11 protein-coding genes and 1 pseudogene are annotated in these 12,788 nt (G+C 72.0%); 7 read left to right on the top strand and 5 right to left on the bottom strand.

The genetic code is table 11. From position 1 onward, the window contains the following. A partial coding sequence (locus tag RB628_RS24345; RefSeq protein WP_318322646.1) for a protein phosphatase 2C domain-containing protein occupies positions 1-1,226 on the top strand: 1,226 nt, incomplete at its 5' end. Positions 1,227-1,266: 40 nt separating this feature from the next. Here RB628_RS24345 and RB628_RS24340 read toward each other — a convergent pair. Next, entirely contained in the window at positions 1,267-2,562 is a 1,296-nt protein-coding gene (locus tag RB628_RS24340) for a helix-turn-helix domain-containing protein (protein WP_318322645.1), read from the bottom strand. A gap of 259 nt (positions 2,563-2,821) precedes the next feature. Here RB628_RS24340 and RB628_RS24335 point away from each other — a divergent pair, with 259 nt between their 5' ends. Together RB628_RS24335 and RB628_RS24330 are read left to right on the top strand one after the other, a co-directional pair. Next, a complete protein-coding gene (locus RB628_RS24335) occupies positions 2,822-3,499 on the top strand; it encodes a hypothetical protein (protein ID WP_318322644.1) in 678 nt (225 codons plus the stop codon). Between the two features lie 346 nt (positions 3,500-3,845). Beyond that, positions 3,846-4,358 carry an ATP-binding protein gene (locus tag RB628_RS24330; RefSeq protein ID WP_318322643.1) on the top strand — a complete coding sequence of 171 codons (513 nt, stop codon included), beginning with the start codon at positions 3,846-3,848 and terminating at the stop codon, positions 4,356-4,358. 47 nt (positions 4,359-4,405) lie between these two features. On the opposite strand, the gene RB628_RS24325 is transcribed toward RB628_RS24330, so the two are convergent. Continuing rightward, positions 4,406-5,449, bottom strand: a complete 1,044-nt coding sequence (locus RB628_RS24325; RefSeq protein ID WP_318322642.1) for a DUF2637 domain-containing protein — start codon at positions 5,447-5,449, stop codon at positions 4,406-4,408. A 326-nt stretch (positions 5,450-5,775) separates the two neighbouring features. Then, the gene (locus RB628_RS24320; protein ID WP_318322641.1) at positions 5,776-6,618 is read right to left on the bottom strand and encodes a (2Fe-2S)-binding protein; all 843 of its coding nucleotides are present in this window, start codon (positions 6,616-6,618) and stop codon (positions 5,776-5,778) included. A gap of 236 nt (positions 6,619-6,854) precedes the next feature. On the opposite strand from RB628_RS24320, the gene RB628_RS24315 reads away from it, so the two are divergent. Next, complete coding sequence (locus tag RB628_RS24315) at positions 6,855-7,742, top strand: GntR family transcriptional regulator (RefSeq protein ID WP_318322640.1); 888 nt, start codon at positions 6,855-6,857, stop codon at positions 7,740-7,742. Positions 7,743-7,876: 134 nt separating this feature from the next. Here RB628_RS24315 and RB628_RS24310 read toward each other — a convergent pair whose 3' ends face one another. After that, positions 7,877-8,650, bottom strand: coding sequence for a hypothetical protein (locus tag RB628_RS24310; protein ID WP_318322639.1), 774 nt, complete (start codon positions 8,648-8,650; stop codon positions 7,877-7,879). Between the two features lie 199 nt (positions 8,651-8,849). After that, complete coding sequence (locus RB628_RS24305) at positions 8,850-10,532, bottom strand: PucR family transcriptional regulator (RefSeq protein WP_318322638.1); 1,683 nt, start codon at positions 10,530-10,532, stop codon at positions 8,850-8,852. A 274-nt stretch (positions 10,533-10,806) separates the two neighbouring features. Between RB628_RS24305 and RB628_RS24300 the strand changes: the two genes are divergently transcribed. The 3 genes and pseudogenes from RB628_RS24300 to RB628_RS24290 form a co-directional block, all read left to right on the top strand. Then, positions 10,807-11,706, top strand: a complete 900-nt coding sequence (locus RB628_RS24300) for a xanthine dehydrogenase family protein subunit M (protein ID WP_318322637.1) — start codon at positions 10,807-10,809, stop codon at positions 11,704-11,706. Beyond that, positions 11,706-12,293 carry a (2Fe-2S)-binding protein gene (locus RB628_RS24295; protein WP_318322636.1) on the top strand — a complete coding sequence of 196 codons (588 nt, stop codon included), beginning with the start codon at positions 11,706-11,708 and terminating at the stop codon, positions 12,291-12,293. Before RB628_RS24300 ends, RB628_RS24295 begins: the two co-directional genes overlap by 1 nt. A gap of 1 nt (position 12,294) precedes the next feature. Further along, a pseudogene (locus tag RB628_RS24290) lies at positions 12,295-12,788 on the top strand (xanthine dehydrogenase subunit D); the annotation flags it as partial.

Here is a 12,788-nt window from a genome sequence, read left to right as displayed (position 1 = left end):
GTGGGAGTGGGCTGGGGTGGGGTTCGCCGGGCGGACCGGTCTCCGGGGCAGCGCCCCACTCCGGCTGGGCGAGCCCGCCGACCGGGCCCCCGCGTGACGCCACCCCCGCAGACACCGCCGAGGACGGTCCCCCGGCGGGCGCCTCCTCCCTCCGGACCCCCACACGCCGGGACATCCCCGCACTCCCGCCCGAGGCGCCGGGCAGCCCAGGAACACCGCTGCCCGCCTCCTCCGGCATCGCCGTCGACGGGCCTCCCGCCATCGTCGACCACGTCGGCTCAGGTCCCCCCACCTACGCCGCCGAACCCACCGCCCTCCCGCCCGCCGACCCCGACGATCTGGGGGACCTCGTGGCGGACACCGTGCTCGACGGGGCGCAGTACGGCACCTGCACGCTCCGGGCCGTCTCCCTGCGCGGGGACTCCGCCCGCTTCCGGGGGGAGCCCCGCCGTGACTCCCTCCTCACCGCCCGCTTCGGAGCCGGCGACCACGCACTCGTCCTCATCGCCATGGCGACCGGCGCCCGTGCCACGCCCGGCGCGCACCGGGCCGCCGCCGAGGCATGCCACTGGATCGGGCGCGCGGTGGGGCGCAGCCATGTACGGCTCGCCGAGGACCTCCGTGCCGCCCGGCGCGGCGACCTCAAGTCGGGGCTGCACCGGCTCACCGACCGCAGCCTCGGCAAGCTCCGGGCGAGCGCCGCCGAGCAGGGCATCGAGCCCGGGGAGTACACGGCGGGCCTGCGCTGTCTGCTGCTCCCCGCCGACCCCGACTGCCGTACACGCGTTTTCTTCGGTGTAGGCGCGGGCGGACTGTTCCGGCTCCGGGACGGCGAGTGGCAGGACATCGAACCGCCGGTCGGCGAGATCCCGGCCGGTGAGCCCGTCGTCGGATTCGGTTCGCTGCCCCACGAGACCCCGGACGGGGACCGGCTCACCATGGACCTCGGGATCACGACACCGCCGAGCCCGTACGAGCCCGCCCCCGAACCGCCCCGCGAACCCTTCCGGTTCCGCGCCTCCGTCGCCCGCCCGGGGGACACGCTCCTGCTGTGCACCGGCGGCCTCGCCGAGCCGTTGCGCGGTGAGCCCGAGCTGTGCGAGTACCTCACCGGCCGGTGGTCGGGCGACACGCCGCCCGGCCTCGCCGCCTTCCTCGCGGACACCCAGGTACGGGTCAAGGGGTACGCGGACGACCGTACGGCCGCCGCCGTCTGGGAGGCGTGACACGACGTAGGAGAAGAGACGTAGGAGAAGAAGGGGCTGTTCAGTCCGTGCGCGGGACCCACTCGCGCATCAGGTACCAGTAGCGGGGCAGCCCCTTGATGCCACTGGTCCGGAACGGGCGTCCCGCGTCGTCGATACGCACGGTGCCGGTGCGGCCCTGGGAGGACCAGTCGAGCTCCAGGTACCAGTGGCAGTCGCAGGTCTCGGTCCGCGCGGTGACCAGCAGCACCTCCGGATCCTGGGCGGAGACGCGGTAGGGGAAGCGCACCGCCGGGATCGGCGTCCCCATGTCGCTCCCGGCTGCCGAGCGGGCGACGGGCCGGTCCTTGTCGAGGTCGACGGAGAAGGACCGGGGAGTGATCGCGCCGCCGCAGCCCTGGTCCATGGAGTACGCGGTGCCCCCGGCGGGATCGCTCCGCCCGACCACCCGGACCCGGAGCGCCTCCAGGACCACCGCCGTCGACGTCCGCCCCTGCACCGAGATCTCGACGTTCGTGTTCCCTCCGTGCACCGCGCGCTGGGTCGCCGCCCAGGGAGCGGCGTCCTGCGGAGCCGGCGGCGGAGGGACCTGTTCGGGTGACCTCGCGATGACGTAGGTGTGGCCGCAACCGAGCGCCCACGCCTGGGAGTTGGCGGTCCAGGTGATCGGCGCGGGGGAGGCCTTGGGCGGGGTCGGGAAGGGAGACGGGGCTGCCCTGGACGGGGAGCGGTCGGCGGACAGGGCCGACAGACTGCCCAGGGTGCCCAGCGCGGCGAGGAGCGTGCAGGCGACGGCAGTGGGGACCGCGATCCGGCGGTGGCGGTACCAGGGGCGGGGTGCGGAAGCGGGCTTGTCCGAAGCAAGGGTCGCTCCGGGGGCGTCCCGCGCATCGGACGTCCCGGGTTTTACGGGCGCGCCGGGTTTTACGGGCGCGCCGGGTTTGACGGGCGTGCCGGGTTTGACGGGCGTGCCCTTTTCGGCGGGCATGCCGGGCTGGATGGACGTCCCGGGTTTTACGGGCGTGCAGGGCTGGACGGACGTCCCAGGTTCGGCGCACGCAGTCGCATCGGCGGACGCATCCGGTTCCGCGGACGTACGCGTCCGCTGCCGTGCCGCCACCGCCAGGAGCCACCGGCGGTGCAGTTCCACACGCTCCTCCGGCGACGCCCCGCACAGGGCGGCGAACCGCTCCACCGGGGCGAAGTCCAGCGGGACCGTGTCGCCGGAGCAGTAGCGGTGCAGGGTCGAGGTGTTCATGGCCAGGCGCCGGGCCAGTGAGCCGTAACTGCGGTCCGTACGCCCCTTCAGTTGCCTCAGCAGCGCCGCGAACTCCGCCACGTCGTCGTGCGTCGACACACCCTGCCCCCGTCCTCTCGTGGTACTCCGCGTCCCGGAACGGCATCCCAGGCACTCCATATACCTGCACGTCAGAGGGGATGGGATGGTTCCACCGTCGCGGATCGCGTGTCGGCGGTTGCGGTTGCCCCGAGCGGCGGCCGATGCTTTGGACGTCGCACCGACCGCCGCCGGACCGACCACCCGGCGCGGCGGGATCCGACATCACCCGCTCATGCGAACCCGTGCACATTCGTGCACCCAGACACGGGGGACACCCATGCCCGCTCGCGATGTCCACGCCACCACCACCCGCACCACCCGCACCACCCGCGCCGCCAGGGCCGGCCTGCTCACCGCGCTGTCCGCACTCACCGCCCTCGCCGCAGCCGGGCTCGCCCTCGCCGCCCCGGCCGGTGCCACGGCGAAGGCGAGCACCCCGCCCGCGCCCGCCTTCCTCTCGGCCGCCGAACTGCCGCCGCACCCCAGCTCCACCTGGATCGCGGACCGGGTCAAGGACGGGGTGCCGGAGGAGATGAGGTTCTGCCTCGACGCGGCGCTGCCGGGCTACGACTCCCGGTACCGCGCGTTCCGCACCGACCTGGACACCAGTGCCCGCCAGCTCACGATCGTCGTCGGCAGCGACGCCAAGGCCAAGGCCCTCGCCGCCCGGCTCAACAAGGAGATCCGCTCCTGCCCGGCGCGGATCGAGCAGTCCGACCCCGAGGTCGAGGCCGAGTTCAGGCACTACGGCACGCTTCCGGTCGAGGAGGGCGCGCGCGTCTACGGTCTGCACACCACAACGTCGTACGGCGCCACCGACATCCGTCTCCTGTCGGTCGGCCGGGACGGCCGCGCCGTCACGGTCGTGGACTGGAGCCAACTGGGCGACTTCGGGGACGCCCCGGTGCCGGCCTTCAAGAAGACGACGACCACGGCGGTCAAGAAGCTCTACTGACCAGCCGTACCGAGCCCCGGTCGCGTCCGCTGCCCCGCACCCCGGAGGGAGGCGGCCTACGACCGGATCGGCAGCCCGCACTGGACAGTTGGACCGATCCACCGCCCTCACGCGCCCGTCCCCGGTGGACGGGCGCGTGAACTGCCGCAGCGTCCGCTCCAAGCGCCCCTCCAGCAGCGCCCTTTGGGCGCGGCCGATGTCCTGATCCGGCCATTAACGGTTCAACCAGCCTCGTACATCCGGTCGTTGAGAATTCGACATGACTGCCGTGTTCAGGACGGGGGCATGGATCCCGTGAACGCGTTCGATCAGGAGGGGACAGCAGACCGGCGTCCGGGCGGGGGTCATGAAGAGTCAGGCACGAGGACGTGGTCCCGTAACCATCGGGGCCTTCTCGGTGAAAGCGGCGGAGGAAACGACCGAGAACGACATCGACAACGACATCCGCGACGGCGATGTCGTGGACCGGGGGGAGGCGTCGCAATTGAGGCGCAGGCTGGGCTGTTCGAATCTGCGGGAGGTTCCGGAGGCCCGCAGGGCGCTGCGTGAGCTGCTGAGGCACTGGGGGAGGCCCGGCTGTTCGGAGATAGCGGAACTGCTCACCAGTGAACTCGTCACCAACGCGCTGGTGCACACGGACCGTGACGCGGTGCTGACGGCCACGGTCTCGCCTCGCGGACTACGCGTGGAGGTACGGGACTTCGTGGGACGCAGGCCGAGGCTGCGCGCACCGAGCACCGGCGACGGTACGCATGGCAGAGGTCTGGTGCTGGTGGAGTCCCTCGCCGACGCGTGGGGAGTGCGCTCGCACGGCGTGGGCAAGGCGGTGTGGTTCGAACTGAACGGGGGCGCGGCCTGAACAGGCCGCGCCCCCGTGTCGGTTGCGCTCAGTTCGTACAGTAGTGCTTAACCGTACTGCTGCTCGAGGTCCCGGAGCTTGCGCTCCAGGGAGTCCAGGCGGGGCAGGGCCATCGTGTCGTCCTCCGCCGTGAGGTCGACAGTGATCGAGTCACTGCTGCCACGAACGGGCTGGAGGGAGGGACGGGCGCGCAAAGGCAGCTGCTCCGCGGAGGATATGGCAGGCTCCGAGGTGACCTGGGCGGGTGCCCGCTCCACCTCGACCTGCTGACCGCCACCGCCGCCACCGCCGCCGAACGGGCCTCGGTGGCCCCGGCTGATCGCCTTGAGGTGTGCGCGCTCGGCCCGCTCCTGCTCACGCCGGCGCAGTCGCGCCTGCTCCTTCTGGCGCCGGTCCTCGCGCACCTCGTCGACCGCCTCGTCCAGGCTGCGCACACCCTCCAGGAGCATCAGCGACCAGGCCTTGTACGTCTCGCGGGGCGCCCGCGCCCAGCGGACCATACGGATCTGCGGCAGCGGACGCGGCACCAGACCCTGCTCGCGCAGGGCGGCCCGGCGGGTCTGCTTCAGCGCGCGGTCGAAGAGGACGGCGGCGGACAGGGACATACCGGCGAAGAAGTGGGGGGCACCCGCGTGGTCGATACCCCTGGGCGCGTGCACCCAGTTGAACCAGGCGGCGGCGGCCGCGAACATCCACACGAGTATCCGGGAACCGAGGGCCGCGTCACCGTGGCTGGCCTCACGCACGGCGAGCACGGAGCAGAACATCGCCGCGCCGTCGAGACCGAAGGGGACGAGGTACTGCCAGCCGCCGGAGAGGTTCAGGTTCTGCTCGCCGAAACCGACGAGGCCGTGGAAGGAGAGCGCCGCGGCGACCGCGGCACAGCAGAAGAGGAGTACGTAGGACGCCGTGCCGTAAATGGCTTCCTTGCGCCTGCGGCGCTCTTCGGTGCGCTCCCACGAGTCGTCCTGGCTCGCTTTCCCCCCGGAGGAGCGCTTGCCGCGCGCGAGCACCGCCACCGCCGCCAGCACGCCCAGGAGCAGTACGGCGCCCGGAAGCAGCCAGTTAAGCGATATGTCGGTCAGTCTCATCTGGGGTCCCTTGCATTGGGATAGGGCGTAACGCCCGCCATAGTGGCCCAATCCCCTCAGCCCTCAGGGGGTTTCGGGGCAAGAGGCCGCCTAAGGAGGTGCAAGGGGATGCTCAGGGCGACATTCTGCTCGAACTGCCGCTTGAGGGGCGGGAGTTGAGTTCGAATAAGACTACCCGTACGGGTGGTTCCACGGAAAGTTCCTGCGACAAGTGAGGAACTTGTGAAGTGCCCGTAACCATGGGGAGCCCCAGTCGAACGTGATCTTACGGCGATCCTACGACACCCGGTGCCGGTCCGTGAGGGAGGGGTGCTGCTGAGGGCCCCTCAACTTGTGGCGGCGGCCGTGAGCTTGGCGATTCGGTCGCTCTCGCAGGTGCGCGGGCAGTTGTCGCACATCTCGTCCGGGCGGATCGTGTAGAAGAAGCAGCAGCTGGCCCGGTCGCGGGTGGGCAGTGCCGCTCCGCCGGGGCCGGTCAGTTCGCGGAAGCCCGCCGACCCGACGAACGGGCGGGTCGAGCCCGGCAGCAGCAGCTCCAGCTCCCGCTGGGCGCGGTCCGCTTCGCCGATGGCCTGTCCTATGTAGTGCAGGCCCTCCACGGCGTCGTCGGTCACCACGGCCCACAGGGCCCGGCCGCGCCGCCGCATCCGCGGCCCGAAACCGCCGAGCAGGGGCTCCAGGTGTTCGGTGAGGGCGGCCCGCACCTCCCCGCGCAGAGCCTCCTCGTCGCCGACCACCCGGGCGCCGGGCCGGTTAGCGGCCGGGTCGTCGGGCAGGCAGGCGAAGACGCCGGGGCGGATGCCGAAGCGCCCGTCGGCGCGGTGGTACGAGACGTCCTCGACGGGCAGCCGGGGCACCCGGCGGTGCAGGAACCACGGCACGGTGATCAGCAGGCAGGCGGTCCACGCGTACCGGTGCAGCCCGAAACCCGCCACGACGTCCGGGCGGCCCGGCTCCCCGTACTCCCGCAGTACCTGCTCGTCGTCCCAGCGGAGGAAGGAGTCGAGATCACCGTCGCCGGCCGCGAGCCCGGCGGCCCGGACCCAGCCGTCGCCGCGCGGATGCGGCTGTCCGGGTTCCAGTTCGATGACGGTCGCGTGCGGACAGGCCTCGGCGAGCCGGTCGTACGAGTCCGCGACGGCGGACCGGGTCTGTACGGGAGCGGACATGTCGGGACCACCGCATCTCGATAGATCACTTGGATATCAAGGTAAGCCTTACCTTACCTATCATGCCCGTGATGTGATCCGGATTTAACACCGGATCCGGTCCCGATCCGAACCTGGACTCGAAACGGGATTTGAACTGACGGAATGTGCGCCTATGGTGCTTGACGGGCGAGTAACAACCCGCCGTAATGACCCCATGTGCCGTCAAGGTGCCATCCAGCCCGGAGGAGACCCCCGTGCAGCACGCCGGCCCACAGGGCGCGCACGTCTCGCCCGAGACAGGGGTCCCGGCTTCACGCCCGGGTGCCGTACGCGTTCCACCGCAGCTCAGGGCCGCGGACGTGGACCGGGGGTGGGGCCCCGGGGCGGGCGGGCCGACCGCCCGTGAAGCCGGGGGAGCGGGCGGGCAGGGCGGCGGCGCCCGGGGTGAGCACACGCACAGTGAGCAGCCGATCCCAGGACCTCGTACGGAACGGTCCCGCTCCGCGCAGGCGCGTCCCGTCGTGCAGCGTTCCTCCGTGCGCGGGCAGATCCTGGACGCGCTGCGCACCGCGCTCGTCGGGGGCGAGCTGGCGCCCGGCGAGGTGTACTCGGCCCCCGTACTGGGCGACCGCTTCGGGGTGTCCGCGACGCCCGTCCGCGAGGCGATGCAGCAGCTCGCGCTGGAAGGCGCCGTCGAGGTCGTCCCCAACCGGGGTTTCCGCGTCGTGGAACGCGGCGCCCGCGAGCTGGCCGAGCTGGCCGAGATCCGCGCCCTGATCGAACTGCCGGTGCTGCTCCGCCTGGCCCGCACGGTGCCGGCGGAACGCTGGACAGAACTCCGCCCCCTCGCCGAAGCGACGGCACACGCGGCGTCGACCGGCTGCCGGGCCACCTACGCCGAAACCGACCGAGCCTTCCACCGGGCGGTCCTGTCCCTCGCCGGCAACACCCAGCTGGTCCAGATCGCCGACGACCTCCACCGCCGCGCCCAGTGGCCCCTGGTGGACACGAAGGCCGACACGAGCCGATCAGCCCTCATGGCGGACGCGGCAGACCACGGCACCCTGCTGGATGCCTTGATCGCAGGAGACGTGCAACTGGTCCAGTCACTGACCCGGGACCACGTGACAGGCGCCCACTGACCTCACCTCGTAGTCCAGCGACGGGACACGGGTCCATACGCCCGCCCCCACCCAGGGGCGCGGGGAACCGCGCGACAAGCCACAGGGCGCCCGCCCCCGCCCCACAACCGCACTGCCCCCTACGACGGGCGCAACTACGCAGAAGCCGCCGGCGGAGCCAACTGCCGCGCCAGCCAGGTAGGAACGCCTCCGAGCAACCGGTACAACCGCCCCGCCTCCGCCCGCAACCGCGAAGCCTCCGGCTCGGACTCCGCATCGGCGAGCGACGCCAACGCGGGCGCTGTCCCCACCAGGAACCCCAACTCCTCCCGAATCCGCAGCGATTCACCGAACCCGTGCCGCGCCTCCGCCAACTCCCCGTCCCGCAGGGCGAGTCCGGCCAGATGACGCCACGTGAACGACAGCAGCAGCGGATCGGCATGGGCGGTCGCCCCCGCGTGCGCGCGCCGGTACGCGGCCCGCGCCGCCTGTGGAGAACGCGACAGGTTCTCGGCCAGCAGCCCCCGCCGGAAGTCCAGCACCGCCCGCCCCGAAGCCCCCGGAGTGATCAGTGCCGCCGCCCGGCCCAGCGCGGCCCGCGCCTCGTCGGCGCGGTCCCGTACGCCCAGCAGGGTCGCCGCGTACGCCAGTTGCCCGCGCTCACAGGCCGCCGCGCCCCGTTCGTCGTCGCTCTGGGCCAGTGCCTCCGCCGTACGGAGCGCGCCCTCGGCCTCCGCCCAGCCCTGCTCGGTGTAGAGGCACCGCTCGACGAGCAGCGCGGCCCGCTGGAGCGAGGCGTCGGCCGTGGTGGGGTCGATCAGTGCTGCCGCGTCCGCCCAGCAGGCGCGTGAGCGCAGCCGCCATACCGCGGTCTGGAGTGGATCGTCACCAGAGGTCGTTCCCGAACCAGACATGGCGGAATGCGCCACGTTGCCCTCCCCGAGCACACCATCGAGCCTGTTGAGTGGTGGCGGCATCTCAGCACGAATCCTGGTGCCCGGCCAAGGGGGTAGGTGAAGGAATTCACAAAGTCGGGGAAGATCGCGGCTTCAGGTTGCCGCACACCCGCTTCCGTCCGGCGCGCGCCAGGACCGCACGCCCCGAGCCCACGGCCCTGCTCCCGTGGGCTCAACTCATCCGCAACGCCAGGAAGAAGTCCAGCTTGTCCTCCAGCCGCGACAGATCACGCCCCGTCAACTGCTCGATCCGCCCCACCCGGTAGCGCAGCGTGTTCACATGCAGATGGAGCCGTGTCGCGCACCGCGTCCACGAGCCGTCGCACTCCAGGAACGCCTCCAGCGTCGGGATCAGCTCGGCCCGGTGGCGCCGGTCGTAGTCCCGCAGGGGGTCGAGGAGGCGGGCCGTGAAGGCGCGGCGGACGTCGTCCGGGACGAACGGGAGCAGCAGCACGTGGGAGGCCAGCTCCTGGTGGCCCGCCGCGCACACCCGGCCGGGGCGCGCCGCGGCCACCCGGCGGGCGTGCCGTGCCTCCTCCAGCGCCCCGCGCAGCCCCTCCGCCGTGTGCACGGCCGCGCTGACACCGAGGGTGAGCCGCCCGTCGTCGTCCAGGCCGGCCGACAGCGGGTCCCGTACGGCGGAGAGCAACTCCTCGGCCAGGATTCCCGCTTCCGAACCGTCGTGCTCCGACGACACCGCCGGCAGCGGTACGAGAGCGATCGCCTCGTCCCCCGTACGGGCCACCGCGATCCGGTCGGAGTGCTCCGGGCCCGTCAGGAGCGGGTCCACGAGGATTTCCTCCAGCAACGCCTGGGCCACCGGGCCGCCCTCGATCTCGCCGCCGGCCCAGTCCACGCGGCCCACGACGACCTGCCAGTGCGGGGCGGCGCCGAGGCCGGGGAGCAGTACCGGTGCGGCGACCCGCAGCCGGGCCGCAATCTCGGCTGGCGCGGCTCCCGTCTGCACCAGCTCCAGGACCTCCTGGGCGAGCCGCCGCCGTACCGTACGGGCGGCGTCGCGCCGGTCGCGTTCGACCGCGATCAGCTGTGTGACGCCCTGGAGCAGATCGAGCCGCTCGGCCGGCCAGTCCCCGGCGTCCGCCTCGACGGCGAGCAGCCAGTCGGACAGCAGGGTCTCGCGTACGTCGTGTGAGCCGCCGCCCTGCGCGGCGGTCCGGCTGCTGCCGCGGACGGGGAAGAGGGAGTACGTCGTACCGCCCACCGCGACCCGGTGGGGTCCGCGTCTGCCGGTGCGGGCCGCCGTCAGGTGCTCGGCCGCCAGGGCCGCGCACAGGTCGGGGGCCGGGGCGGGGCCCGAGACCTTCGAGCCCGCGATGAGACGGCCGGCGGGGGAGAGGACCCAGGCGCGCAGGTCGAGGTCGGAGCCGAGCAGATCCAGGACCACGTCGGGCCCGCCGCCCCCCGGCCCCGAGGTCATCATCCGGCGGTGCCGATCCACGACCGCCGCCAGATCTCCGGCGCGCTCGCCGGACACCTGCCGGACGACGTGCTCGGTGATCATCGCGAACGCCACCGACTCGTGCACCGCGAACAGGGGCAGCCGGTGCCGGGCGCAGGCCGTGATCAGGTCGTCCGGGATGTCCCCCAGCTCGGCCTCACCGGCGGCCAGGGCCGCGACCCCGGACCCCGTCAGGAGCCGTACGAACGCCTCGGAGTCCGCGGGGTCCCGGCGCCAGGCCAGACCTGTGAGCACCAGTTCGCCGCCCGAGAGATAGCGGCTGGGGTCCCTGAGGTCGGTGGTCATCACCCCGCGCACGGTGCGGTCCAGCTCGTCCGCGCCGCCGAGCAGCCTGAGGCCCAGCGAGTCGGTGTCCAGCAGTGCGCGCAGCCGCATTCTCGTCGCCGCCGTTCTTTCTGCGAGCCGCGCTTTTGCGCCTGCGCGGCAATCACTGTTTCCAGGGAAAATCAGAGAGGTTACCAATGGCCTCTGTTCATACGAATCTACAAGACGATCGCCCTGGCCAGCCAACTCCTTCATGGTTTCCGTGACTGACCCCGGTGGAGCACAGCCCTGTGTACTGGCTCCACCGCACGTGAACAGCACATGAACGAGCCATTGGCGCGACCCACTGGCCCGACGCACGCGACGAAGAGGAAAAGAGCCGGTCATGGACTTCCTTCGCCCCGCCAGCTGGGAGGAGGCGCTCGCCGCGAAGGCCGAGCACCCCACCGCTGTGCCGATCGCGGGCGGCACCGACGTGATGGTCGAGATCAACTTCGACCACCGCCGGCCCGAGTACCTCCTCGACCTGACCCGCATCGGAGATCTCTACGAATGGGAGACCGGCGAGCAGAGCGTGCGGCTCGGCGCCTCGGTCCCGTACACCAGGATCATGGACGACCTGCGCGGCGAGCTGCCCGGCCTGGCACTCGCCTCGCACACGGTCGCCTCCCCGCAGATCCGCAACCGGGGCGGCGTCGGCGGCAACCTCGGCACCGCCTCCCCGGCCGGCGACGCCCACCCGGCGCTTCTCGCGGCGGGCGCGGAGGTCGAGGCCGAGTCCGTACGAGGGACACGGCTGATCCCGATCGACGACTTCTACACCGGCGTGAAGCGCAACGCGCTCACGCCCGACGAGCTGATCCGCGCCGTCCACATCAAGAAGGCGGACGGCCCCCAGCAGTACTCGAAGGTCGGCACCCGCAACGCGATGGTCATCGCCGTCTGCGCCTTCGGTCTCGCGCTGCACCCGGAGTCGCGGACGGTCCGTACGGGGATCGGCTCGGCGGCGCCCACACCCGTCCGGGCCAGGGCCGCCGAGGAGTTCCTGAACGCGGCGCTCGAAGAGGGCGGCTTCTGGGACAACGGGAAGATCATCACGCCGTCGGTCGCCAAGCAGTTCGCCGATCTGTGCGCGGGCGCCTGCAACCCCATCGACGACGTCCGGGGCACCGCGAGCTACCGCCGGCACGCGGTCGGCGTGATGGCCCGCCGCACGCTGACGTGGACCTGGGAGTCGTACCGCGGCACTGACGGCCGGAGCATCCAGAAGGGGAGTGTCGCGTAATGCGCGTCAGTTTCACGGTCAACGGGCGTCCGCAGGAGGCCGACGACGTGTGGGAGGGCGAGTCCCTGCTGTACGTCCTGCGGGAGCGGCTCGGCCTGCCGGGTTCGAAGAACGCCTGTGAGCAGGGCGAGTGCGGGTCGTGCACCGTCCGCCTGGACGGTGCACCGGTGTGCTCGTGCCTCGTCGCGGCGGGACAGGCGGAAGGGCGCGAGGTCGTCACGGTCGAAGGGCTCGCCGACTACGCCAAACAGCGTACGGAGCACGGCAGTTGCGGAACGGGCGCCTGCGGCACGTCACTTGACGCGGCCAAGCAGTGGCAGCCCAAGGGCTCCACCGACTCCCAGACCGGCGAGGGCGTTGAACTCGCCCCGATCCAGCAGGCGTTCATCGACGCCGGCGCCGTCCAGTGCGGCTTCTGCACGCCCGGTCTGCTGGTCGCCGCCGACGAGATGCTGGAGCGGAACCCCAACCCGACCGACGCGGACATCCGCGAAGCCCTTTCGGGCAACCTGTGCCGCTGCACGGGCTACGAGAAGATCATGGACGCGGTCCGGCTGGCGGCGGCCCGACAGGGAGAGGCGGTCTGACATGCCCGGCAGGAACGCTCCCCTCGGGACCCCCACCAAGGTCACCCAGGGTTCGAAGACCAAGGGCGGCGTCGGCGAGTCCACTCTCCGCCCCGACGGCACCCTCAAGGTCACCGGCGAGTTCGCGTACTCGTCCGACATGTGGCACGAGGACATGCTCTGGGGCCAGATCCTGCGCTCCACGGTCGCGCACGCCGAGATCGTGTCCATCGACACGGCCGAGGCCCTCGCGCTGCCCGGCGTCTACGCGGTCATGACGTACGACGATCTGCCGACCGACGTGAGGAACTACGGCCTGGAGATCCAGGACACCCCGGTCCTCGCCCACGGCAGGGTCCGCCACCACGGCGAACCGGTCGCCATCGTCGCCGCCGACCACCCGGAGACCGCGCGCCGCGCCGCCGCCAGGATCAGGGTCGAGTACCGCGACCTGCCGGTCATCACCGACGAGGCCTCCGCGACCGCGCCGGACGCGATCCTCCTCCACGACAACCG

Origin of the sequence: Streptomyces sp. ADMS (assembly GCF_033441795.1) — a bacterium.
GTDB lineage: Bacteria > Actinomycetota > Actinomycetes > Streptomycetales > Streptomycetaceae > Streptomyces.
Note: the sequence above shows the minus strand (reverse complement) of the source record. Positions and strands in the feature narration are given on the sequence as shown.

What these genes read in the sequence shown, in the direction of transcription:
- RB628_RS24335 (WP_318322644.1), top strand. Translation starts at nt 2,822, where the DNA reads ATGCCCGCTCGCGATGTCCACGCCACCACCACCCGCACCACCCGCACC.
- RB628_RS24330 (WP_318322643.1), top strand. Translation starts at nt 3,846, where the DNA reads ATGAAGAGTCAGGCACGAGGACGTGGTCCCGTAACCATCGGGGCCTTC.
- RB628_RS24325 (WP_318322642.1), bottom strand. Translation starts at nt 5,449, where the DNA reads ATGAGACTGACCGACATATCGCTTAACTGGCTGCTTCCGGGCGCCGTA.
- RB628_RS24320 (WP_318322641.1), bottom strand. Translation starts at nt 6,618, where the DNA reads ATGTCCGCTCCCGTACAGACCCGGTCCGCCGTCGCGGACTCGTACGAC.
- RB628_RS24305 (WP_318322638.1), bottom strand. Translation starts at nt 10,532, where the DNA reads ATGCGGCTGCGCGCACTGCTGGACACCGACTCGCTGGGCCTCAGGCTG.
- RB628_RS24300 (WP_318322637.1), top strand. Translation starts at nt 10,807, where the DNA reads ATGGACTTCCTTCGCCCCGCCAGCTGGGAGGAGGCGCTCGCCGCGAAG.
- RB628_RS24295 (WP_318322636.1), top strand. Translation starts at nt 11,706, where the DNA reads ATGCGCGTCAGTTTCACGGTCAACGGGCGTCCGCAGGAGGCCGACGAC.